Annotated in this window: 20 protein-coding genes; 16 read left to right on the top strand and 4 right to left on the bottom strand. The window is 64.4% G+C overall.

Features of this window, described 5'->3' with window-relative positions:
- Positions 1 to 43 precede the first annotated feature (43 nt).
- The 12 genes from EJV47_RS25250 to EJV47_RS25195 all read left to right on the top strand — a co-directional run bounded on the left by EJV47_RS25250 (position 44) and on the right by EJV47_RS25195 (position 14526).
- Complete coding sequence (locus EJV47_RS25250; protein ID WP_126695995.1) at positions 44 to 2320, top strand: ComEC/Rec2 family competence protein; 2277 nt, start codon at positions 44 to 46, stop codon at positions 2318 to 2320.
- A gap of 221 nt (positions 2321 to 2541) precedes the next feature.
- On the top strand, positions 2542 to 3351 hold the full coding sequence (locus EJV47_RS25245; RefSeq protein ID WP_126695994.1) for an enoyl-CoA hydratase/isomerase family protein: 810 nt from the start codon (positions 2542 to 2544) through the stop codon (positions 3349 to 3351).
- Positions 3352 to 3762: 411 nt separating this feature from the next.
- A complete protein-coding gene (locus tag EJV47_RS25240) occupies positions 3763 to 4260 on the top strand; it encodes a sterol desaturase family protein (RefSeq protein ID WP_126695993.1) in 498 nt (165 codons plus the stop codon).
- 39 nt (positions 4261 to 4299) lie between these two features.
- Positions 4300 to 5208 carry a MerR family transcriptional regulator gene (locus EJV47_RS25235; protein WP_126695992.1) on the top strand — a complete coding sequence of 303 codons (909 nt, stop codon included), beginning with the start codon at positions 4300 to 4302 and terminating at the stop codon, positions 5206 to 5208.
- Between the two features lie 244 nt (positions 5209 to 5452).
- Positions 5453 to 5968, top strand: coding sequence for an RNA polymerase sigma factor (locus EJV47_RS25230; protein WP_111478994.1), 516 nt, complete (start codon positions 5453 to 5455; stop codon positions 5966 to 5968).
- 306 nt (positions 5969 to 6274) lie between these two features.
- Positions 6275 to 7774 carry a phytoene desaturase family protein gene (locus tag EJV47_RS25225; protein ID WP_126695991.1) on the top strand — a complete coding sequence of 500 codons (1500 nt, stop codon included), beginning with the start codon at positions 6275 to 6277 and terminating at the stop codon, positions 7772 to 7774.
- Positions 7775 to 7888: 114 nt separating this feature from the next.
- Entirely contained in the window at positions 7889 to 8770 is an 882-nt protein-coding gene (locus EJV47_RS25220) for a phytoene/squalene synthase family protein (RefSeq protein ID WP_126695990.1), read from the top strand.
- Positions 8771 to 8784: 14 nt separating this feature from the next.
- Positions 8785 to 9321, top strand: coding sequence for a hypothetical protein (locus tag EJV47_RS25215; protein ID WP_126695989.1), 537 nt, complete (start codon positions 8785 to 8787; stop codon positions 9319 to 9321).
- A 34-nt stretch (positions 9322 to 9355) separates the two neighbouring features.
- A complete protein-coding gene (locus EJV47_RS25210) occupies positions 9356 to 10591 on the top strand; it encodes a carboxypeptidase-like regulatory domain-containing protein (protein WP_165903925.1) in 1236 nt (411 codons plus the stop codon).
- Positions 10592 to 10656: 65 nt separating this feature from the next.
- Positions 10657 to 11505, top strand: a complete 849-nt coding sequence (locus EJV47_RS25205; protein ID WP_126695987.1) for a 4-hydroxy-3-methylbut-2-enyl diphosphate reductase — start codon at positions 10657 to 10659, stop codon at positions 11503 to 11505.
- Between the two features lie 156 nt (positions 11506 to 11661).
- Positions 11662 to 12318 carry a fatty acid desaturase gene (locus EJV47_RS25200; protein ID WP_207896001.1) on the top strand — a complete coding sequence of 219 codons (657 nt, stop codon included), beginning with the start codon at positions 11662 to 11664 and terminating at the stop codon, positions 12316 to 12318.
- A 96-nt stretch (positions 12319 to 12414) separates the two neighbouring features.
- Positions 12415 to 14526: a tetratricopeptide repeat-containing sensor histidine kinase gene (locus EJV47_RS25195; RefSeq protein ID WP_126695985.1), complete on the top strand. Its 2112-nt coding sequence runs from the start codon at positions 12415 to 12417 to the stop codon at positions 14524 to 14526.
- Between the two features lie 81 nt (positions 14527 to 14607).
- On the opposite strand, the gene EJV47_RS25190 is transcribed toward EJV47_RS25195, so the two are convergent.
- On the bottom strand, positions 14608 to 15348 hold the full coding sequence (locus EJV47_RS25190; protein WP_126695984.1) for a LytR/AlgR family response regulator transcription factor: 741 nt from the start codon (positions 15346 to 15348) through the stop codon (positions 14608 to 14610).
- 257 nt (positions 15349 to 15605) lie between these two features.
- Between EJV47_RS25190 and EJV47_RS25185 the strand changes: the two genes are divergently transcribed.
- Complete coding sequence (locus tag EJV47_RS25185; RefSeq protein WP_126695983.1) at positions 15606 to 16151, top strand: hypothetical protein; 546 nt, start codon at positions 15606 to 15608, stop codon at positions 16149 to 16151.
- A 74-nt stretch (positions 16152 to 16225) separates the two neighbouring features.
- Here EJV47_RS25185 and EJV47_RS25180 read toward each other — a convergent pair whose 3' ends face one another.
- From EJV47_RS25180 to EJV47_RS25170, 3 genes are all read right to left on the bottom strand, one after another.
- Complete coding sequence (locus EJV47_RS25180; protein ID WP_126695982.1) at positions 16226 to 16600, bottom strand: heavy-metal-associated domain-containing protein; 375 nt, start codon at positions 16598 to 16600, stop codon at positions 16226 to 16228.
- Positions 16601 to 16660: 60 nt separating this feature from the next.
- The gene (locus EJV47_RS25175) at positions 16661 to 19000 is read right to left on the bottom strand and encodes a TonB-dependent receptor (RefSeq protein ID WP_126695981.1); all 2340 of its coding nucleotides are present in this window, start codon (positions 18998 to 19000) and stop codon (positions 16661 to 16663) included.
- 101 nt (positions 19001 to 19101) lie between these two features.
- Positions 19102 to 19560: an HYC_CC_PP family protein gene (locus tag EJV47_RS25170; protein WP_126695980.1), complete on the bottom strand. Its 459-nt coding sequence runs from the start codon at positions 19558 to 19560 to the stop codon at positions 19102 to 19104.
- A 284-nt stretch (positions 19561 to 19844) separates the two neighbouring features.
- On the opposite strand from EJV47_RS25170, the gene mraZ reads away from it, so the two are divergent.
- From mraZ to EJV47_RS29055, 3 genes are all read left to right on the top strand, one after another.
- The gene (mraZ, locus tag EJV47_RS25165; protein WP_126695979.1) at positions 19845 to 20318 is read left to right on the top strand and encodes a division/cell wall cluster transcriptional repressor MraZ; all 474 of its coding nucleotides are present in this window, start codon (positions 19845 to 19847) and stop codon (positions 20316 to 20318) included.
- Complete coding sequence (rsmH, locus tag EJV47_RS25160; protein WP_243651311.1) at positions 20315 to 21271, top strand: 16S rRNA (cytosine(1402)-N(4))-methyltransferase RsmH; 957 nt, start codon at positions 20315 to 20317, stop codon at positions 21269 to 21271. Before mraZ ends, rsmH begins: the two co-directional genes overlap by 4 nt.
- 153 nt (positions 21272 to 21424) lie before the next feature.
- The gene (locus EJV47_RS29055; protein WP_341539280.1) at positions 21425 to 22078 is read left to right on the top strand and encodes an FtsL-like putative cell division protein; all 654 of its coding nucleotides are present in this window, start codon (positions 21425 to 21427) and stop codon (positions 22076 to 22078) included.
- Positions 22079 to 22081: the final 3 nt, after the last annotated feature.

Here is a 22081-nt window from a genome sequence, read left to right as displayed (position 1 = left end):
CGGCAGTGATTACCAGGTTAGGGTTTTTTGTTTCGATTTGCTGATGGCTATCCGCACCACCACGATTCCGTGGGCTACTTATCCGGCCGTGCGCCTCGTGCTGGCCCTGATTGCCGGCATCATCCTGTGGTTTTACTGCGGCGCTAAGCTACCCGAGTTGCTACCTTGGCTGGCCGGCGCCGTGGCCCTGTACCTGGCCGCGCACCTGTGGGCTGTGCGCCGAAACCAGCCCGCGCTGACCGACTCGGTGGGACTGATTGGCCTAGTAGTGGTAACCCTGGGCGGCCTCACCGTGGCCCAGCACGCCACCGAAAGCCGCCAGCCCGACCACCTCTACCAGCAGCCCGGCATCGAGTTTTACCGCGCCGTGGTGGACGACGGCCCGGTGGTGCGGCCCAATACCTACGCCACCACCCTGCGCGTGTCGGCGGTGCGGGTGGCGGGGCAGTGGCGGCCGGCGCGGGGCGGCATCCGCGTTTCCATTCCGCGCTACGAAGCCGAAGTGGCGGCCCCGCAGTACGGCGAGGTGTGGCTGGTGCGCGGCGCCCCGGCTCCGGCCAAGGCCCCGCTCAACCCCGGCGAGTTCGACTACCGCCGCTACCTGGGCTACCACCAGATTTACCACCAGCAATTCATTCACCCCGACCAGTACCGCGTCGTCGGGCAGGCGCCAGCCAACTGGCTGCGCTACTGGAGCATGCGGGCCGCCAAGCAGCTGGAGGGCGTGTTCCGGCGCTACGTCAAGGCTCCGCGCGAATTCGCCATTGCCGCCGCCCTGGTGCTGGGCCTGAAGGACGACGTGGACGCCGAAACCAAGCAGGCTTACGCCAGCACCGGTACCACCCACATCATGGCTGTGTCGGGGCTGCAGGTGGGCTTGCTCTACGCGGTGCTGCAGCTGTTTCTGCGCCGTTTCTTTGGGCATACCCGCGGCTTTCGGTACTGGTCGGCGGCGCTGGGGCTGCTGGTCATCTGGGCTTACGCCTTCCTGACGGGCCTATCAGCTTCGGTGCTGCGGGCGGCGGTAATGTTCAGCTTTGTGGCCGTGGCCAAGGCTTCGGGCCGGCAGAGCAATATGTACAACACGCTCGCCGTGGCCGCCTTCGCACTGCTGCTTTGGGACCCGTATCTGCTGGTCGACGTGGGCTTTCAGCTCTCCTTCCTGGCCGTGCTCAGCATCGTGTACCTGCAGCCCCTCATCGGCGACAAAATCGACGCGCAGGAGTGGCTGGCCCGCAAGAAGCGCCCCTGGCAGTCGAAGCGGCAGCAGAAGCTGATGTTTGCCGTGGGCTGGTCGCTCGATGGTATCTGGCAGGCCATTGCCTTGTCGTTGGCCGCGCAGGTGGCTACGTTTCCGCTGGGCCTGTTTTACTTCCACCAGTTTCCGCTCAACTTCCTGCTCTCGAACCTAATAGCCGTACCGATTTCCTCGGTGGCGCTGTACGTGGGGCTACTCCTGCAAGCCGTGGCCCTGCCCGTCGAATGGCTGGCCGACGTCACGGGCGCTGACTGGCTGCTCTGGATTCCAAAGGGCATCGGGCTGCTGTTTCAGGGCCTCATCTGGTGCTTCAACGAGTACATCGTGCTGGTGGGCAAGTCGTTGCCGGGGGCGCTGGTGCAGGGCATTCACCTCACGCCGGGGCAAACGTGGCTGGTATACCTGCTCATTGCCAGCGGCTTGGCTTTTCTGGCCTGGCGACGCCTGGCCTGGTTGGGGGCCGGGGTGGCCGTAGCGCTGCTGTTCAGCCTGAGTCGGGTGGCCGAAGCCCGCGAGGTAGCCGCGGATAAGCGCCTGATCATCTACAGTATTCCGCGCCGCTCGGCCGTGGGGCTGCACGAGGGCGCCGCAGCGCTGGTGATGACGCCCGATTCATTGCCGCTGAACAACACCGAGCAAACCTACCGCGTGCTGCCCGGCCTCATCGGGCGCGGCAACCGGCGGGTGCGCTACGTGGCCGGTTGGGATACTGCGGCCGCCGCGGTGCGCCGCCTGCCGGGCGGCGGCCCCGTGCTGCTGAACTGGCACGGCCGCCGCGTGGCCTGGGTGAGTCAGCGCCTGTGGAAGGCCCAGCAGCCGGTGCCCGTCGACATCGTGGTGCTGCGGCGCAACGCCCGCGTGTGGCCCGAGCAGCTTGTGGCCACGTTCGGCCCCAAGGCCCTGATAATTTTCGACTCCTCATGCCGCACCTGGTACGTGGAACAGCTGCGGCCCCAGCTGCTGGCCGCCGGCCTGCGCGTGCACGATGTGACCATGCAAGGGGCTTGGGTAGAACCTGTTACCGCCCGGGCAAGCAACGCCCGCACCGCTTCAAACGAGTAAGCCGCGGGACCGGGGCGTCCAAATCCTTCGCGGCTCCGTACATTCTCCCGAACCCGGCATTCGGCGACTGGAACATTTTATTGTCGCATCATTTTTGTTAGGTTTGACTGACGCCCTTGATTCGGGTGGCTGCCGCACACGGGCCGTTTCGGCTCTACGCCTCCGGCCGGGAGGCCAACGCGCCGCGCCGCCCTCCACCACACCGACCCACGCAACAACTCATGGAAGACATGGCTACCCAGGAGCTCGAAGCGTTACAGTACATTCGGTACGAGGCCAATGACGCCATTGGCTACATCACGCTCAACCGCCCCGAAAAGCGCAATGCGCTGAGCTCCGAACTGGTGTCGGAGCTGAAACAAGCCTTCGAATACGCCGAAAACGACGAGGCCTGCAAGGTCATCGTGCTGCGTGCCGAGGGCCCGGCCTTCTGCGCCGGCGCCGATCTGGCCTACATTCAGGAGCTGCAGGGCTTCGGCTACAACGATAATCTGGCCGACTCCACGCACCTGATGCAGCTGTTTCACCAGATTTACACGCTCAAGAAAATCGTCATTGCCCAGGTGCAGGGCCACGCCCTGGCCGGCGGCTGCGGCCTGGCCACCGTCTGCGACTTCGCCTTTGCCGTGCCGGAAGCCAAATTCGGCTACACCGAAGTCAAAATCGGGTTTCTGCCGGCCATCGTGAGCGTGTTCCTGCTGCGCAAAATCGGGGAGGCCCGCACCAAGCAGCTGCTGCTCACCGGTGACGTGTTTGCGGCCGACAAAGCGGTAGGCTACGGCCTCATCAACGACATCGTGCCCGCCGACGAGCTGGCCGGCCACGTGTACCGCTTTGCCCGCCGCCTGTGCGTAGAAAACTCCGGGCAGAGCATGGAAGTCACCAAGGAAATGCTGGCCCGCCTGCCCGAGCTGCCCCTGGAAGAAAGCCTGCGCTACGCCGCCCGCCTCAACGCCGAAGCCCGCGGCTCGGAGGACTGCCGCCGCGGCATCTCGGCCTTCCTCAACAAGGAGAAGATTACCTGGAATTAAGGAAGCCGACGGTAACGTCCGCCGTCATTGCGAGCAACGCGAAGCAATCCTTCCTCTAGTAGCACGACGGCCCAGCTGGCAGAAGCCAAAAAACAGCCCCGCCCGGAACCGCAGTTGCGGTTCCAGGCGGGGCTGTTTTTCGTGCCGGCAGTTTTCGGTCTGTAGGTATTTTGCCGTTTGTGCCGCGAGAGGAAGGATTGGCTACGCTTTCCTGCGGGTGCCACGGCTGCGCCTCGCAATGACGGCCACCTGAGTCGTTGCCACCAATAGCAGGCTGGCTACCAGTCTGCTACTGCCGGAGTTAATCCTTTTGCCTGCCGAGCTGCGTATCTTTCGCTTTCGGACCAAACTCAAGGCGTGCCCTCAGGCTGGTTTTGCAAACAACCTGAGCCGTGCGCGGTTAGCCAACATATGACTCTCCTGGCAGGTGTGGCCCTGGCGGCCCTAACGTTCGTGGGAATGGAATTCGTGGCGTGGTTCATGCACCGCTACGTGCTGCACGGCCCGTTGTGGTTTGTGCACCGCTCGCACCACGTGCGCCACCCGCACCGCTTCGAGCGCAACGACCTCTCGTTCGTGTTCTACGGGGCCCTGTCGGTGCTGCTGATGGTGTACGGCGGCCCCGATAAGGATTGGCGCTACTGGGTAGGGGCGGGCATTGCCGCCTACGGCACGCTCTACTTCTTCGTGCACGACGTGCTGATTCACCGCCGGTTGCCCTTCTGGAAGCGCACCAGCAACGCCTACCTGCGGGCCCTGAACATGGCCCACAAGATGCACCACAAAACCACCGGCCGCGACGGCAGCCAGGAGTTTGGCCTGCTGTGGGTGTCGCCCAGGTACTTCGAGCTGGCCCGGCGCAAGCCCGCGGCCAGCCGCCCCGGCCGCCGGCCGGCTACCGCCGAATAATCCCTTGCATTCCCGTTTTCCCCGATTCCGCTTACTCCCGTGGGACAGTTCTCGATAAAAGACCTGGAAAGCCTGTCCGGCATCAAAGCCCACACCATCCGCATGTGGGAGCAGCGCTACGGCGTGCTCCGGCCGGAGCGTACCGCCACCAACATCCGCACCTACTGCGACTCGGACCTGCGCCGCCTGCTGAACGTGGCCACCCTCTGCGAGCGGGGGCAGCGCATTTCGCACGTGGCCAGCCTCTCGGAGCAGGAGCTGTGCCGGGCCGTGGCCGCCTGCTGCGACGACCCGCACCAGTTCAACCCCCAGATTACGGCCCTGCTCACCGCCACCCTCGACATGGATGAGCGGCGCCTGAGCTGCGTCCTCTCGCACGCGGCCGAGGAGCTGGGCTTCGAGGCCACGGTGATGAACATCGTGTACCCCTTTCTGTACCGGGTGGGCGTACTGTGGCAGACCGGCAGCCTCAACCCTGCGCAGGAACACCTGGCCTCGCACCTGCTACGCCAGAAGCTGCTGGCCGCCGTCGATGCGCTGCCCATTACCGAGCACGATGAGGCGCCGCGCTGGGTGCTGTTTCTGCCCGAAGGCGAGCTGCACGAGCTGGCCCTGCTGTTTATGAACTACCTGCTGCGGGTGCGCGGCTTCCGGGTGCTGTACCTGGGCCAGAACTTGCCCGTTTGCGAGTTGGCTAAGGTGTGCAAGCATTACCAGCCCCAACACATTGCCACGGTACTGACTACCGTACCCGAGCGCGACCAGCTGCCACAGTTTCTCGCGAAGCTGGCCCACCTGTGCGTCGATACTGACTTCGTGCTCTACGGTCCGCTGGTGCATCAGCTCGATCTGACCCTGCCACCCCGCTTCCGCCGCTTGGAGCGCATGACGGATTTTATTCGTTTCGTGGAGCAACTGACGACCGTATCCAGCGCCGCGCCGGCTTAATCAGATGTGGTCTTGATTATTTATGATTGATTTACAGTTGCTTATCGTTATAAGCTGGGCTGTATTCGCCGAGAAATAACGCTAACGCGCCAAGTCAGACGTTTATCGAATCAATCCGGGTGTTTGCCGACTGAATCGGGGGCTTGGGCGAAACCGGGCAAAGAAAAGCACCGCCGGCCGTATGCTTAAAAAGTTCTTTCGTATGTTTGTTTAGCTTTTGGTCACCAAACGTTAAACAGGCTGTATGACTTCCCTGGAATTTACCGACCAAGTACAGAAGATTTCCTACTCGCTCCGGCCCGCGGCCATGAACCTGACCCGCGACGCCGATGATGCCAAGGACTTGGTGCAAGAAACACTGCTGAAGGCCCTGCTGAACAAAGAGAAGTTCAAGACCGGGACCAACCTGAAGGCGTGGCTCTACACCATCATGCGCAACACGTTCATCAACAACTACAACAAGATAACGAAGCGCAATAGCCACATTGACACCACCGAGTACTTCCAGTACTTCAACACCGACGAGAATTACATCACCCACAACGGCGCCCAGTCGGACTTCGTGGTGACGGACATCAACGAGGCCATTGCCCACCTCGGCCACGAGTACCGCACGCCGTTTATGATGTACTACATCGGCTACAAGTACCAGGAAATTGCAGAGAAGCTGCAGATTCCCATTGGTACCGTCAAGAACCGCATTCACATTGCCCGCAAGGAGCTGAAAGATGCCCTTAAGGTCTACGCTCCCGGCGCGTAGGGGGAAGGAGTAACTACGCCGGGTGCGTGTTCGGGCCGCAAGCTGCAACCTCAGAAGGGGGGCGTGGCTTGCGGCCTTTTTCGTGGGCCGGATGCGAGAAATGGCGGGCTTAATTTTGGTATGATATCATGCTATGGCTTTTTGCGGGCGTAAATGCATTTAGCGCCGGATAAAACGCCAACGGCCTGATTTTGCCCCGGGATTAAAGAACTTAATGGGAAATCCTACCACTTTTCGCCTTCGGAACGCAACAAAGTTTTGCCGCAATCGGTAGCTTACCACAACCATACTACGCCGCTTCCTCGCTTGAGCAATACCCCTGCCGCCCCCCAAGTTGTTGTTATCGGAGCCGGCTTTGCCGGGCTGGCGGCTGCGGCCTGCCTGGCCCAACGAGGCTACCAGGTGACGGTGCTGGAAAAAAACGACGGCCCCGGTGGCCGGGCCTGCCTGTTCCGGGCCCAGGGCTTCAGCTTCGATATGGGGCCGAGCTGGTACTGGATGCCCGACGTGTTCGAGCAGTTCTTTGCCCGCTTCGGCCACCAGGTCAGTGACTTTTACGAGCTGGTCCGCCTCGACCCCTCGTACCAGATTGTGTTCGGGCCCCAGGATACGCTGCCGGTGCCCGCCGACCGCGAAGCGCTGCGCCGCACCTTCGAGCAGCTGGAGCCCGGCGCCGGCCGCCGGCTCGATGCTTTTCTGGCCCAGGCGGGCTACAAGTACGAGGTGGGTATGGGCAAGTTTGTGAGCAAGCCCGGCCGCTCGGTGCTGGAGTTTGCCGACCCGCGTCTGCTCGTCGATGCCCTGCGCCTCGACTTGCTCAAGGACATGCACCGCCACGTGGGCCGCTACTTCCGGCACCCCAAGCTGGTGGAGCTGATGGAGTTTCCGGTGCTCTTCCTCGGCGCCACGCCGCAGAACACCCCAGCCCTGTACGCGCTGATGAACTACGCCGACCTGGCCCTGGGCACCTGGTACCCGCTCGGCGGCATGCACGAAATCGTGAAGGCCATGGTGCGGGTGGCCCAGGAGCAGGGCGTGCGCATCGAGTACAACCAGGAAGTCGAGCGGATTGAGGTGGAGCAGGGCCGGGCTACCGGCGTGCGGACCGCTACCGGCCTGCACCGGGCCGACGTGGTGGTGGCCGGCGCCGACTACCACCACGTGGAGCAGCGCCTGCTGGCGCCCGAGCACCGGCACTACTCGCCCCGGTACTGGGACACGCGCACCATGGCGCCCTCATCCTTGCTGTTCTACGTGGGGCTGAGCCGCAAGCTGCAGCGCGTGGAGCACCACAACCTGTTCTTCGACGAGGACTTCGCCCAGCACGCCCACGAGATATACGAGGCGCCGCGCTGGCCCACCAAGCCGCTGTTTTACGCCTGCGTGCCCAGCGTGACGGACCCTTCGGTGGCGCCCGAGGGCCAGGAAAACCTGTTTCTGCTCATTCCCGTGGCCCCCGGCCTCTCGGGCGACGACGAGAACATCCGCCAGCACTACTATAATACGGTGATGGAGCGGCTGGAGCGCCACACCGGGCAGCCCGTGCGCGAGTGGGTGGTGTACCAGCGCAGCTACGCCCACCGCGACTTCGAGGCCGACTACCACGCCTTTAAGGGCAACGCCTACGGGCTGGCCAACACCCTGCGCCAGACGGCCATCCTGAAACCCACGCTTAAAAGCCCCAAAGTCCGGAATCTGTATTTTACCGGTCAGCTCACGGTGCCCGGGCCCGGCGTGCCTCCCGCCCTGATTTCGGGGCAGGTAGTGGCTGGCGAAGTGGTCAAGGAGTACCCGGTCATGGTTTGATATTGAGTAACTTAAAAAGCCGATAACACCTGCTTCAGCCGCTCCGCCGGGCTGAAACCGGGCCCGACCAGGCCGATTAGCCGCCGCATCTGCCTTCCACCACACCCAAACGCCATGGAAACCCTGCGCCCACCCGTCGTTTCGCCGCCCGTTGCCGACCACGTGGCCCTGTTCAGCCGGGCCAGCCTGGCGTGCAGCAAAATCATCACCCAGCACTACAGCACCTCTTTCACGCTGGGCATCCGCACGCTGGACGCGCGTTTTCACGAGGCCATTTACGCGGTTTACGGCTTCGTGCGCTGGGCCGATGAAATCGTGGATACCTTCCACGACCGGGACAAGGCGGCCCTGCTGCGCGAGTTTCGGGAAGAGACGTACCGGGCCATCGACGAGCAGTTCAGCATGAACCCGGTGCTGCACGCCTTCCAGCTGGCCGTGCACCGCTACGGCATCGACCGGGACTTTATCGAGGCCTTTCTGCACAGCATGGCCATGGATCTGGAGGACATCTGCTACGACGAACCGCTGTACAACGAGTACATCTACGGCTCGGCCGAAGTGGTGGGGCTGATGTGCCTGCGCGTGTTCTGCGAGGGCGACGAGGCCGAGTTTGAGCGCCTGCGCGAGCCGGCCCGGCGCTTGGGGGCGGCCTTCCAGAAAATCAACTTCCTGCGCGACCTGAAGGCCGACTACGAGGACCGCGGCCGGGTATACTTTCCTGGCCTGCGCTACGACTGCTTCGACGACCAGGCCAAGCGCGCCATCGAGGCCGACATCCGCGCCGACTTCGAGGCCGCCTACGTGGGCATTCGGGCCTTGCCGCGCACGGCCCGGCTGGGCGTGTACCTGGCCTACGTGTACTACCTCAAGCTCTTCGCCAAAATCCGGGAGCAGCCGGCGGCTCGTATTCTGGCTGGCCGCGTGCGCGTGCCCGACAACACCAAGCTGCTGCTGCTGCTGGGCTCCTACTTCCGCTACCGCCTGCGAGCCATCTGAGCCGCTATTTGCCCGTGATAAACAGTTTGTTCGCCTCCCTGCTACTGACCTCCGCCGTGCCCGCTGCCGAAACCGAAGCCCACTCGCCCTACGCCCTGCCTACGCTGCGCCGCCACTTCCGCCAGGCCGCCCAGGACGAGGCCGCCAGCCGCCAGTTCCACCAGCTCATGAGCCAGTACACGGCCCAGGATGCGGTGGTGCTGGCCTATAAAGCCGCGTCGGAAGCCATTCTGGCCAAGCACACCGGCGGGCTGTTCGACAAGCTGGACCGGGTGAAAGCCGCCGGGCGGCAGTTTGAGCAAGCCGTAGCCCTCGACCCGCGCCACCCCGAAATCCGCTTTCTGCGCTTTAGCGTGGAAAGTAACCTGCCGGGCTTCCTGGGCGCCAGCAAGCACGTGGAGGAAGACAAGCACCTGCTGGTACAGACCCTCCTGAGCCACCCCAAATCGGGGATGGATGCGGAGGGCTTCCAAGTGGTGCGCGACTACCTGCTGCGCGGCAACCACCTCACCGACGAGCAGGCCGAGCGGCTGCGCAAGCTGCCGCAATAACCTTTCGTTTCCCCTCCGCCGCCCTCGCCACACCATGTTCCGCTTATCAACATCCTCCGCCTTCCATGCCCGCCGCCTGGCCGCGGTGCTGCTGCTCGCGGGCGGCAGTGCGGCTGGTTTGCGCGCCCAGGGCGTGGTGGTGCAGGGGCGGGTGGTGGACGAGCGGCAGCAGCCGGTGCCCTTCGTGAGCGTGGCCTTGCCCGACGGCAGCCGCGGCACGGCCACCAACGAGGTAGGGGAGTTCCGGCTGCGTCTGGCCACCCCGGCGCCCGAAATTGTGGTGTTCGGCGTGGGCTACCAGCGCACCACGGCCCCGGTACCGGCCGGCAATCAGCCGCTGACGGTGCGGCTGCCCACCAGCGTGGTGGCTTTGCCCGAAGTACGCGTGAGCAGCCAGCAGCACGCCGCGGCCCTGGTGCAGCGCGCCTACGCCAAGCTGCTGCGCCACCAGGCCGACGCCTATTACGGCAAGGGCTTCTACCGCCAGAAAACCAGCCAGAACCAGCAGTACCGCGAATTTTTCGACGCCTTCGCCGACATCCGCTTCACGCCGCAGAAAATCGACGGCTGGGATTTGGGCGAGGCCCGCTTTGCCTACACGCCCGGCGGGGTTGATTTTACCAACTTCTCGGCCATTACGCGCCTGCTGCCCCTGTTTCAGACGGCCACTGAGCCGCCCGGCCGGGTGATGCTGCCGCTTAGTCCGGCCGGCCTGAAGGCGCTGACTTTCAAGCTCGAATCCTACCTGACCGAGCAGGGCCGGGAGCTGGCCGTAGTAAGCTTTGCGCCGCCTGCCGGCACCCCGGACGCGGCCACCGGCCGGCTCTACATCGACCCCAGCACCGCCGCCCTGCACCGCCTGGCGCTGGAGCTGCCGGCCCGCAGCATGTTCAATGTGGGCGAGACCAAAGGTTCTGGCGTCAGCTACGAAGGGGCCACCCTGCGCCTGACTACCGACCTGGTGCCCGTGGCCGACTCGCTCACCCGCCTAGCCAGCAAGCGGGCCGAGCTGGACATGCATTTTATGGTGCGCGAAGCCTTCCCGGAGGACGTGCACGTGTCGTCGTACTTCCTGGTGTACCAGCTCACACCGAAGTTGCCGAATCAGCCCTACGCCGCTATGAGCCCGCAGACCAACGATTTGCAGCAAATCCGCAAGCGCCGCTACAACCCGCAGTTCTGGCGCGACAACGAAATCATTCGGGCCAGCCCCGTCGAGGAGCGGGTCGTGCGCGACTTTGAGGGCCGCAAAGTTTTCGGCCGCCTCTGATGCCCCCGTTTCCCCCGCTTACCCGCCTGCAACCTTCTCTCTCCCGCCTCGGTTTAGCTTACACCATGCCGCTCAATCTCAGCGTCCGCATCGACCCGCATTCCGGTTTCTGCTTCGGGGTGATTTACGCCATTCAGATGGCGGAAGACATTCTCGACGAGCAAGGCTACCTGTATTGCCTTGGCGACATCGTACACAACGACGAGGAAGTGGAGCGGCTGGAAAAGCGCGGCCTGCGCATCATCGGCTACGACACGCTGGCCGGGCTGCGCAGTGAGAAAGTGCTCATCCGGGCCCATGGCGAGCCGCCGAGCACCTACCAGATGGCCCTGCAGAACGATTTGACGCTCATCGACGCCTCCTGCCCGGTGGTGCTCAAGCTGCAGAACCGCATCAAAACCAGCTACGACCGGAAGGACCGCATCTTCATCTACGGCAAGCACGGCCACGCCGAGGTGCAGGGCCTGCTCGGCCAGACCCGCGGCGACGCCGTGGTGTTTGAAAACCTCGACGAGCTGCTGCGCCACGAGCTGCCGGCCAACATCACCCTCTACAGCCAGACCACCAAGAGCACCGACTCCTTCTACCGCATCAAGGGCGAGCTGGAAAGCCGTGGCTACCAGGTGTCGGCCAACGATACCATCTGCCGGCAGGTGTCGAACCGCGACCAGGAGCTGCGCCGCTTCGCCGCCGACTACGACCAGGTGGTGTTCGTATCGGGCACGAAAAGCTCCAACGGCAAGGTGCTTTACCAGGCTTGCAAGGATACCAACCCCAACACGCACTTCATTTCCAAGGTGGAGGAGCTGAACGCGGCCTGGTTTCAGCCCGGCCAGACAGTGGGCATCTGCGGGGCCACCAGCACGCCCATGTGGCTGATGGAGGACGTGCGCGACGCGCTCCTGCGGCTGTGAGACTGTGATTTAGTGATTTAGCGAATGAGTGACGTACGAGAACTGCTGGTAGGGGAGGACGTGAAAAGTAATTTACTCATTCACTCATTCACTCATTCGCCGCGGGTGAAACCCGCCCCGCTGGGCCTGCGCGGCGTAGCCGTAGCTCTGCTGATTATGGCCTGCTGGGCGGGCTTGCTGACGTATTTGCTGGCCTATTACCGCCCTGACTGGCGCACGCCCTGGCCCTACCTGCTGGCGCTGCTGCAGACGCACCTGTACACCGGTCTGTTCATCACCGCCCACGACGCCATGCACGGCGTAGTCAGCCCCAACCGGCGGCTAAACAATGCCATTGGTACGGTAGCGGCCCTGCTGTTTGCCTACAACTGGTTTCCGCGCCTGCTGCCGCGCCACCACGCCCACCACCGCCACGTAGCCACCGCGGACGACCCGGACTTCCACGACGGCCAGCACCCGGCTTTTCTGCCCTGGTTCCTGCGCTTTGCGCGTAACTATATCACCATCTGGCAGATACTGCTGATGGCTCTGACCTTCAACGGGCTAAAATACTTTTTCCCAGTCGGAAATGTCATCGGCTTTTGGATGGTGCCGTCGATTCTGGCTACAGTACAATTATTCTATTTTGGGACTTACCTGCCGCACCGCGGTGAGCATGCACCCAATAATCCGCATAAGTCGCGTACGCAGCTGCCGCACCACCTGTGGGCCTTCATCAGCTGTTATTTTTTCGGCTACCATTACGAGCACCACGACCAGCCCTATTTGCCGTGGTGGCGTCTTTGGCGCACCAAGCAGCTTTTTCGCGGCTAGGTAGTGTGCGAGGTCGGCAGCCGATTGTCCCGCTTTTTTCCTATTTTTAGATAGCGAAAAAAGGCTACGGCTATCTTGGACCTCAGCACCCGGCTTTTGCACCTGATCATTCTACTCCACCGTTCTGTCCCGCACCGCCGCCACTGGCTATGGCTGCTGGGGGTGCTGTGGCTGGTAGCCGCCACGGCTGCGGCTGGTCCGGGCGAGGGAAAGCACGATGAGCAGGTAGGGCTGCCGGGTAGCCTGCGCTACGCGCCGCTGCCGCCCCCCATGCCCAACCCCGAGGCCGCCCTGCTGAAAGCCCGCCGCACCCTGCAGCAGGCCGAGGGCGGTTCTCCCGCCACGGCCGCCGCTGCCCACGCCGAGCTGGCCGCCGTGCTGATGAACCTGGAGCGCTACGACCAGGCCCTGCGGCATTCGCGGCAGGCCCTGCGCCTCTACCAGCAGGCGCCCAACGCGCCGGGGGTGGCCAGCACCTGGCAGCTGCAAGGGAGGGTGCGCTTCGCCCAGGGCGACACCGGCCACGCCCGCCAGAGCTACCTGCTGGCCCTGCAGCAGTTCATCAAGCTGCGCGACGCCACCCAGGAAGCCCACCTGTACGAGCACCTGGCCGACCTCTACGCCAGCCAGCGCGCCTGGCCCCAGGCCCTGAGCAGCTACGAGCGCGCCTACGGCCTGTGGCAGCGCCTGGGCAACGTGCGCTCTGCCGCCGTGACGCTGCACGCCATCGGGCGCATGCACCTGGAGCAGCGCCATTTCAGCCGGGCCCTCTACCACCTGCGTCTGGCCGCCGAGCAGGCCACCGTGCTGCGCGATAGTGTGGCCGTGGCCTACGCCCTGCACAGCTCCGGCGAAGTGTACGCCAAGCTGGGCAACCCCCAAGTGGCCCTGGGCTACTACACCCGCGCCCTGGGCCAGCTGCCGCGCCGCGCCGCCCCGGCCGATTTGCAGGCTACCCTGTTCGAGTCATTGGCGGTGAGCAACCGGCAGATTGGCAATACCGAGGCCACCGAGCGGTACCTGCTGCGGGCCGTGCCACTGGTGCGGCAGGCCGGTAGCAAGGTGCGCCTCGGTGAGCTGTACTACGCCCTGGCCGAGCTGTACCGGGGCCAGGACGAATCGGCCAAGGCCCTGACGGCCCTCACGCGCTACGTGGGCCTGCAGGACAGCGCCAGCGCTGAGCAGCGCGCCGCCCAGATAGCCGAGATGCGCACCCGCTACGAAACCGAGAAAAAGGAGCGCGAAATTCAGCTGCTCGTCAAGAAGCGCCAGGTGCAGGAAGCCAACCTGCGCCGGCAGAAGCTGGCCCGCAACGTGCTGGCTGTGGGCACCGTGCTGCTGCTGCTGACGGTGGCCGCCCTGTACCGGGGCCGCAAGGAGCAGCAGCGCGTAAACCTGCTGCTGGAGCGCAAAAACGCCGCCATCAGCCGGCAGAAGGAGGAGCTGGACCGCCTGAACCGCACCAAGGACACGCTGTTTTCCGTCATTTCACACGACTTGCGCAGCCCGCTCAGCTCCCTGTATTCCCTGCTGACGCTGCTGTCGTTGGGCTCCATGCCCCCCGACAAGCTGGCCGCGCACTCCACCCGCCTCACCCGCACCCTCGATACCACCCTGCGCCTGCTCGACAACATGCTCAACTGGGCCGCTACCCAGATGCAGGGCGCCGGGCCGCGTACCGAGGTATTCCGCCTCGATGCCGTGGCCGAGGAAAGCCTGACCCTGCTGCTGGGCGACGCCGAGCGCAAGAACATCCAGGTGCTCAACCACCTGCGCGAAACTTACTCCGCCCGGGCCGATTTGAACATGATCCGTCTGGTGCTGCGCAACCTGCTTAGCAACGCCATCAAGTTTACGCCCGAAGGCGGCCGCGTGACGCTGTCGGCCCAGCGCGCCGGCGCGTTCTGGGAAGTGGCCGTGCGCGACACCGGTGTGGGTATTGCCCCAGCCGATTACGACAAGATTTTTGGCGAAGCGGGCCACCATACTACCCTGGGCACCGCCCGCGAGAAAGGCACGGGCCTGGGCCTGCGCCTGTGCAAGGAGTTTGTGGAGCGCAACGGCGGCCAGCTCCGCTTTGAAAGCCAGGAAGGCAAAGGCTCGGTGTTCCGCTTCACCATTCTGGCCGCCGAGCCGGCCGACACGCCCGCGGGCCGACCGCAGCTAAGCCCCGGCGGCAGTGCCGAAAGTAAAACCGTAGCCAAGTAATCAGGCGTTTGGAGCGTGCTGGCAACGCAAAAGCCCCGGAGTCCTGCAGAGGGCTCCGGGGCTTTTCGCTTGATTTTTAGCCTAGTGCTGGCGCCGAATGAGGGCCTTGTTGACGATGCGCTCCGTCACCTGGTCGCGGTAGGTCTGGCCTAATGGCAGGGCGCGGCCGCCCACTTTCACTTCCTGGCTGCTCACCGACTCGATGCGGGCGGCGTTGACCAGGTAGGAGCGGTGCGTACGCACAAACATGCCCAGCGGGAGCTGCTCCTCCAGGTTTTTCAGGTTCACCAGCGTCAGGTGCGTGCGCCCGTCCACGGTGTTGATTTTGGTGAAGTCCTTCAGGGCTTCGATGTAGAGCACTTCGCGGTAGTGCAGGCGCACGAACTGCGAGTCGGTGCGGATAAAAAACGAACCCCAGCCCGAGAGCATGTCGTCGGTGCCGGGGTGGGCGGCGGCCTGACTGGCGCGCAGCAGGCCGGCTACTTTATTGACGGCCTTCAGGAAGCGGTCCAGCGAAATGGGCTTAAGCAGGAAGTCGCACACGTCGAGGTTGAAGCCCTCCATGGCGTACTGCGGGTAAGCCGTCATGAGCACCACCAGCGGGGGCTCGTGCAAGGAGCGCACCAGGTCCAGACCCGAGAGGTGGGGCATGGTCACGTCCGAAAACAGCACCTGCACGGGGTTGTCGAGCAGGTAGCGGTGCGCTTCCAACGGATCCGTGAACGTGGCTTTCACGTCCAGGACGTCTGTCATGGCCACGTAAGCCTGCAACAGGTCCAACACCAGCGGATCATCATCGAGAAGCAGACAGGAAATCTTCATGACCGGAAAAGTGGCGGAATGGCGGTGAATATACTGAATAGTGCGCGACGAATGGAAAAGAATTACGAAAAGAATTGGGGTTTAGCGACTAGAAAAAAGGGTTGGTCGACCACAGCCGGAAGCTTCCTCGATTTTAGGCAAATAGTCTGGAAACTTCGCTACCTTATTGGTGAAGCCAAACACCGGGCCAAAAACCGGTAGTGGGGCTGCCGCGCCCGCTCCGCCTACCACCGCCTGCACACCTAACTTATTCGGTCATGGCCCAGCTTGCACCTGGCCCCCCGGTGCCGGTGGTGCTTGGGGTAGCCCTGACGATTGCGCGCTTCGAGCGGTTACGTCCGCCCGGGGCCCGTCGCCGAACCCGCTCCGTGCGCCTGCGCATCGACCCTTCGCTGGAGCTGATTTACTTGATTGAGGCCACTTTGCCCGGCAACCTGGAGTGCCTTACCTCGCTCACGCAGCCCAACCTCAGCTCCCTCACCCTGCAAGCCGCACGGGTGGAGCTGCTGCCGGGCGTGGTAGGGCGGCGCCTGCACCACGGTCCTACGCTCACGGCCCTGGCCAGCGGCAACTGCTTTCTGACCTCGCACAACCACAAGGCCCTCATTGCCAGTTTTTCCGAGGCCGAGGTGCAGCCCAACGTCATTCACATGCAGGTGCAGAGCCGGCTAAACCTGCTGGACTACCTGCGCACCGACTGGTTTACGGTGGAGCTGTCGGGCACGCACCGGCGCCGGCTCAACCAGCCCCTGGCGGCCCGCCTGCAGCTGGAATTCGAGACGCGCGCCAGCACTGCGTACTGACGGGCAGCGGCCCAAACAGCACCGGCCCCGCAACGAGGTGTTGCGGGGCCGGTGCGGTAGTTGAGGTGGGGCGTTTAGTGGACGCCGTTGGTCTTTTTGCAGCACTCGGGCAGCCGCTCGTAAGCCTTGGCATTGGCGGTGGTGGCGTCGGCATCGTAGCCGGTGGCCGACACGGCGGCGCGCAGGGCGTCGGCGGTGGTTTTGTCGGCGCGGTAGTTTACCGTCAGCACCTGCGAGGCCACGTCGAGCTGGGCCGACTGCACCCCTTTCTCGTAGGCCAGGGCTTTTTCGAGGCGGGCCTTGCACATGTCGCACACGGCCGAGGTTTTGATCTGCACCTGCTCGGTGCCGGGCTTGGCCTTGGCTTTGGCCGGGGCCGTCTGGGCCGAGGCCGTTTGAGCAAACAGGGCGGTGGTCAGAACCAGCAGGAAGGAGCGGAGGAAATTCATAAGGCGAAAAAAGGGAAAGTCAGGGAAAGGAAAAGAAGCTCGGGCGGCGGTAGGCAAAGACTATTCCAGGCGGAAACGCAGGCCCACGTAAGTCAAACGCCCGTAGATGGGCCCCCAGTTCATGGCCGCGTCGAACATGGGCCCGAAGGGCTGGTCGGCCGCGTCGATGGGGTTGCGCTGGCGGTAGTTGGTCAGGTTCTCCACGCCCACGTACACGTCCAGGCGCTTGAAGGCGCGGGTGAGCTGGGCATTGAGCAGGGCGTAGCGCGGCGAGTAGAGCACCCGCTCGGCCACGGGGCTGCCCGCGTCGTGCTGGTGGTGCAGGCCGGGGGCGTAGGGCCGGCGGCCGTACCACTGGGCCGTCAGGTCGGCGCGCCACTTGTCGAAGGCGGTGGCGTAGCCCACGTTGGCAAACAGGCGGTGCTGGGGCGTGAGCGGCTTGGGCAGCAGCTCCGCGCCGTAGGTGGTCTGCACGTCCAGCCACTTGTAGGCGGCCTTGGCCTGCAGGCCCTTCACCGGCTCCACCTGCACCTCGGCCTGGAAGCTGCGCGAGTAAGAGCGGCCCCCGGCGCCCAGGTTGCGAATTATCAGCAACGAGGGCACGGAGTAGGGGTCAGCCACCACTTGGTTCTGGAAGAAGGTGTGGTAGTAGTCGGCCACGAAGGTGGCCTGCCGGCCGGCCACGGTGAAGTACTGCGAGAAGGAGCCGCCCAGGTTCCAGGCCCGCTCGGGCTGCAGGCCGTCGGCAATGCTGAACGGGCGGCTGCTGACGAGCATGCCGGTGTTTTCGGCAATGGGGTTGGCCACGCGGTAGCCCCGGCCGGCGGCCAGGCGCAGCACCGTGCTCTTGGTAGCGTCCACCTTCACATTCAGGCGCGGGGTCAAGAACCAGCCGTACAGGTTGTGGTAATCGGCGCGGGCCCCGGCCACCACGGTCAGGTTGCGCGAGTTCTGGTAGGTGTATTCGGCGAAGGCGCCGGGCACCCGCTCGGTGCGCGCGAGGCGGCGCACCTGGTCGGTGGCGGTGGGGGCGTAGTAGCCGCTGCGCAGCTCCTCGCGGTAGTCGTCGTACAGGTACGTGGCGCCGAGGCGGTACACGTGGGCGGTGTTGCCGAGGGCACTCTGGAACAGCAAAGTAGCCAGGCCGGTGCGCTGTTCCCCGTTGTACTGGCGCTGCGGGCGGTAGTGGCCGCCGTGGCTGGGGTCCGTCACCAGCTCAAAATCCGGCCCGTACTGGCTGCCGCCGAAGGCCGAGCGGAAGCCGTGGCTGGTGGCCGAGGCCAGCACGCCCAGGCTCTGGTAGGGCTTGGTGGGCCAGGTGTAGGACGTCTTGCCGTACACGTTGTAGCGGGTGGTCTGCTGGGTGATGCCGTAGTACGGGTTACCGGCCTCGCCTTCGCGGAAGCCCAGCTGCCCGCCCTGCCGCGTCTCGCGCAGCGCGCCCACGCCCACTTCTCTCACCAGGGCCTTGCCCGACTTGTACTTCCACTTGTTCAGTACGTTGTACTGGGTGGCCAGGGGCAGGTCGAGGAAGTTGTCCTTGTTGCGGTCCACGCGGTTGCCGAGGTGGTCGGCGTGCAGCAGCAGGGCCGTGCTCCACTTCGGGCTGATGCGGGCCGAGGTGTTCAGGTTCACGTCGAATTTGCCGAAGTCGTTGGCGTAGACGTTGAACAGCAGGCGGTCGGTCTTGTCGGGCTCCTTGAGGCGCACGTTCACCTGTCCCGAAATTGACTCGTAGCCGTTCACCACCGAGCCCATGCCCTTGATGATGTCGATGCTTTCAATCCAGGGCCCGGCCAGGTAGTTCAGCCGGTACGGGGCCGACAGCCCGCGCAAGGCCGGCAGGTTGTCCACCGTCAGCAGGGAGTAGCTACCGTCGAGGCCCAGCAGCTGAATCTGCTTGGCGCCGGAGGCCGCGTCGGTGGTCGTGACTTCCACCGAGGCGTTGGTTTCGAAGCTTTCCGCCAGGTTGCAGCAGGCCGACTTGGTCAGGTCCTGGCTGCTGATAACCTGGGTGTGGGTGGGCGTGAGCGAGGAGTAGCTGGGGGCGCGGTCGGTAATGACCACCTCCTGCAGCTCGGCGTTGGCTTTCAGCGCAATGCGCACGTAGGGGCCGGCCTGCACCGTGTCGGCGCGGTAGCCCAGGGCATTGATGACGAGGCGGTTCGAGGTAGCCTTGGTGGAGTAGGGCAGCACGAACAGGCCCCGCTCGTCGGTGGTGGCGGCCTGGTCGGTGCCGAGCCAGCGCACGATGGCGCCGGGCAAGGCGGCGCGGGTGGCGCCGTCGGTTACTTCGCCCCGGGCGGGGGCGGCGGATGATTGGGCGAAGGCCGCCGGTGCAGCTCCCAGCAAGAGCAGGGGCAGCGCACTCAGGGCGTGGCTTCGCGAAGAAGCAGGCATGAAGTCAGATGGTTAGGGTTCTTCCAGCGGTTGGGCCGCCGCGCAGGGCAGCCGGGGCAACACCGCAGCAGGCGGTGCCACCGGGCGAGAAGAAGCCTAGCCTAGACGACCAGGGTGCAGGCAAACGTGAGCAGCGTCCGGCCGCCCAGGGACGGGGGCGAGGCATCGGCCGCGTACCAGATTTGCCGCTCAGCGGCTACGGCCACCGTGGCAGTGGGCAGCGCCCACACGGCCGGGGCGGGCAGCACCGCTACCAGGGCGGGCACCGGCACCTTGCTCAGGGCGAAATCGTGGGTGGTGTCGACCTTGTGGTGGTGGGCGCTGAACTCGCAGCAGCCATCCTTGATGGTGGCTTTGGCCGCGGTGGCAGGCTTGCGGCAGCCGACCTTGGCCAGGGCCGCCGGGGCGCAGGCGTGGCGCGGGGTCAGCACCACGGCCCGCTGCGTCTTGCCGCTCATGCTGCAGGTATGCTGCTGCACCGTCAGGCCCACCGAGGCGGTGAGGACGAGCAGAGCCAGCCACAAGCTGGTCAGGCGCAGGAGCAAGGAGCGTTTCGGCACGGCACAAAGATACGCAGGGCCGCGCGCATAGCCGAGTACAGAATGCGGCGCGGCGGCGTGCAGGATTCAGGGGACGCCGAAGGCTTCAGCTTGGGCTGACATTCTGTCAAGGCCCGGGCAGCTTCTACCACTTTCTGCCCCATCCTCGATTCGAAGCCGCTGAAAACCCCTCAGATAACCCCAAAAACCGCTTTTCGTAAGGTGGTAGAAAATGGTAAAAGGTGGTGGCCTTTTGGCGGGGCTTGCGTACTTTTGCTTACCGACCTTGTTCCCAGCCCACATCCATGCACCTGCTCTCCGGCGAATACGACTGCAAGCTCGACCCCAAGGGGCGGCTGGTGCTGCCGGCCAAGGTGAAGGCCAACCTGCCCGAGCAGTCGGGCAATCAGCTGGTGCTGGTGCGCGGCTTCGAGCCCTGCCTGGTCTTGTACCCGCGCTCGGCCTGGCAGGTAATTCACGAGAAGGTGATGGCGCTGGACGAGTTCAACGAGGAGTACCGGCAGTTTCAGCGCAACTTCTTCCGCGGCATGACGGAGGTGGAGTTCGACAACATCGGCCGCTTCGGGCTGCCGGGCTCCATGCGCCGCTACGCCGGCATCGAGAAGGAGGCCATCATCGTGGGCCTGGGCAACCGCTGCGAAATCTGGGACCCGGAGCGCTACGACGAGTACCTCATCAAGGACCAGCAGAGCTTCTCCAAGCTGGCCCAGAAATTCCTCACCAACGACAACCCGCCCGCCGGCGGCCTGGCCGCATGAGCATGGACACCCCCAACGCCATCTACCACCGCCCCGTGATGCTGCAGGAGTGCCTCGACGCGCTCGAGCTGCGCCCCGACGGCCGCTACGTGGACGTGACCTTCGGCGGCGGCGGCCACAGCTGGGCCATTCTGGAGCGTCTTGGCCCCCAGGGCCACCTGTTTTCCTTCGACCAGGACGCCGACGCCGAGCGGCAGGCGCAGGTGCTGCAGCAGGGCCCGCGCGGCGACCGGTTTACCTTCATCCGCTCGAACTTCGGGGAGCTGCAGCGCGAGCTGGAAAGCCGCGGCGCCGCCCCGGTGGACGGCCTGCTGGCCGACCTGGGCGTGTCCTCGTACCAGTTCGATACGCCGGAGCGCGGCTTCAGCACCCGCTTCGACGGGCCGCTGGACATGCGCATGAACCCCGACGAGGGCCCCACCGCCGCCGACCTTATCAACGAGTACTCCGAGGCCGAGCTGCACCGCATCTTCGGCATGTACGGCGAGGTGCAGAACGCCCGCACCCTGGCCAAGGCCGTGGTGCAGGCCCGCGGCGGGCGGGGCATTCAAACCATTGCCGACCTCAAGAAGGCCATTGCCGGCTGCACCCCGCGCGGCAAGGAAAACAAGTACCTGGCGCAGGTGTTTCAGGCCCTGCGCATCGAGGTAAACAACGAAATGGAGGTGCTGCAGCGGATGCTGGAGCAGTGCGCCCAGGTGCTGCGGCCCGGCGGGCGGCTGGTGGTCATGTCCTACCACTCCCTGGAAGACCGGCTGGCCAAAAACTACCTGGCCAGCGGCAAGTTCTTCGGCGAAGTAGAAAAAGACTTCTACGGCAACCCGCAGAAGCCCTTCGAGGTGCTTACGCGCAAGCCCATAACGGCCTCGGAAGAGGAGCTGCAGCTGAACAACCGGGCGCGCAGCGCTAAATTGCGGGTTGGAGAAAGGAATCAATTAATAATTAAGAATTAATAATGAAAAATTGGCCGCCTTGTGCACTAGCCGGTTTTTCAGCTGATGCCCCAGCGGCTCAGCTGCTTGCTGCCCGTTTGTCGGGACGGCCCAGCAGCGCCGTGGACGGACCATCAATTATTAATTCTTCATTCTTAATTATTAATTAAACCCATGGCCGTCAACACCGTTCGTCCGCCCAGCGCGCAGCCCCGCCAGAACACGCCGCGCGAAGTAGTGCCGCCCCCGGCGCCCGAGCCGGTGCGCCCGCCCGAAGCCGAAGCGGCCCCCGAACCGGCGGAGCGCAAGCCCCGCCCCGAGCCCAAGGCCAAGCCGCGCAAGCAGTCCTCGTGGAGCATCTTCACCCTGGTGGAGAAGGTGCTGAACGTCGACGGGCTGTTCCGCGACGGGGTGCCGGTGCGCTTTCTGCCGCACACACTATTCGTGATGTTTCTGATTCTGCTCTACATCGGCAACACGCACTACGCGACCCGCATGAACCGCAGCATTCAGAAGCTCAAAACCGAAACCGAGGATTTGCGCGCCGACTATACCACCCTCTCGGCCGACTACATGGAAGCCAGCAAGCAGAGCGAGGTAGCCCGCAAAGTGGTAGCCTACGGGCTGGTGGAAAGCTCCTCGCCGCCCTTCAGCATCAAGGTGCCCAAGGGCGGGCTGGAAGAAGCCGAGCTGGACCAGGTGCCCGTCCTCACCGCCGACTCCATTGCCGCCCGCGCCGTGCGCGACTCGGCCGCTGCGGCCCAGGCCAACGGCCCGCAGACCCCAGTTACCGCCGAAGAACCGATTCTGGAAGCCGAACAACACTAACGC

Source organism: Hymenobacter gummosus, from assembly GCF_003970915.1.
Lineage (GTDB): Bacteria > Bacteroidota > Bacteroidia > Cytophagales > Hymenobacteraceae > Solirubrum > Solirubrum gummosum.
The sequence above is the reverse complement of the archived record's forward strand: the minus strand, read 5'-3'. Positions and strand labels throughout refer to the sequence as shown.

Bases quoted from the DNA above. Each gene is read 5' to 3' on its own strand.
- EJV47_RS25250 (WP_126695995.1), top strand. From the start codon at position 44: ATGGCTATCCGCACCACCACGATTCCGTGGGCTACTTATCCGGCCGTG.
- EJV47_RS25245 (WP_126695994.1), top strand. From the start codon at position 2,542: ATGGAAGACATGGCTACCCAGGAGCTCGAAGCGTTACAGTACATTCGG.
- EJV47_RS25240 (WP_126695993.1), top strand. From the start codon at position 3,763: ATGACTCTCCTGGCAGGTGTGGCCCTGGCGGCCCTAACGTTCGTGGGA.
- EJV47_RS25230 (WP_111478994.1), top strand. From the start codon at position 5,453: ATGACTTCCCTGGAATTTACCGACCAAGTACAGAAGATTTCCTACTCG.
- EJV47_RS25220 (WP_126695990.1), top strand. From the start codon at position 7,889: ATGGAAACCCTGCGCCCACCCGTCGTTTCGCCGCCCGTTGCCGACCAC.
- EJV47_RS25210 (WP_165903925.1), top strand. From the start codon at position 9,356: ATGTTCCGCTTATCAACATCCTCCGCCTTCCATGCCCGCCGCCTGGCC.
- EJV47_RS25205 (WP_126695987.1), top strand. From the start codon at position 10,657: ATGCCGCTCAATCTCAGCGTCCGCATCGACCCGCATTCCGGTTTCTGC.
- EJV47_RS25200 (WP_207896001.1), top strand. From the start codon at position 11,662: ATGGCCTGCTGGGCGGGCTTGCTGACGTATTTGCTGGCCTATTACCGC.
- EJV47_RS25190 (WP_126695984.1), bottom strand. From the start codon at position 15,348: ATGAAGATTTCCTGTCTGCTTCTCGATGATGATCCGCTGGTGTTGGAC.
- EJV47_RS25185 (WP_126695983.1), top strand. From the start codon at position 15,606: ATGGCCCAGCTTGCACCTGGCCCCCCGGTGCCGGTGGTGCTTGGGGTA.
- EJV47_RS25180 (WP_126695982.1), bottom strand. From the start codon at position 16,600: ATGAATTTCCTCCGCTCCTTCCTGCTGGTTCTGACCACCGCCCTGTTT.
- EJV47_RS25175 (WP_126695981.1), bottom strand. From the start codon at position 19,000: ATGCCTGCTTCTTCGCGAAGCCACGCCCTGAGTGCGCTGCCCCTGCTC.
- mraZ (WP_126695979.1), top strand. From the start codon at position 19,845: ATGCACCTGCTCTCCGGCGAATACGACTGCAAGCTCGACCCCAAGGGG.
- rsmH (WP_243651311.1), top strand. From the start codon at position 20,315: ATGAGCATGGACACCCCCAACGCCATCTACCACCGCCCCGTGATGCTG.
- EJV47_RS29055 (WP_341539280.1), top strand. From the start codon at position 21,425: ATGGCCGTCAACACCGTTCGTCCGCCCAGCGCGCAGCCCCGCCAGAAC.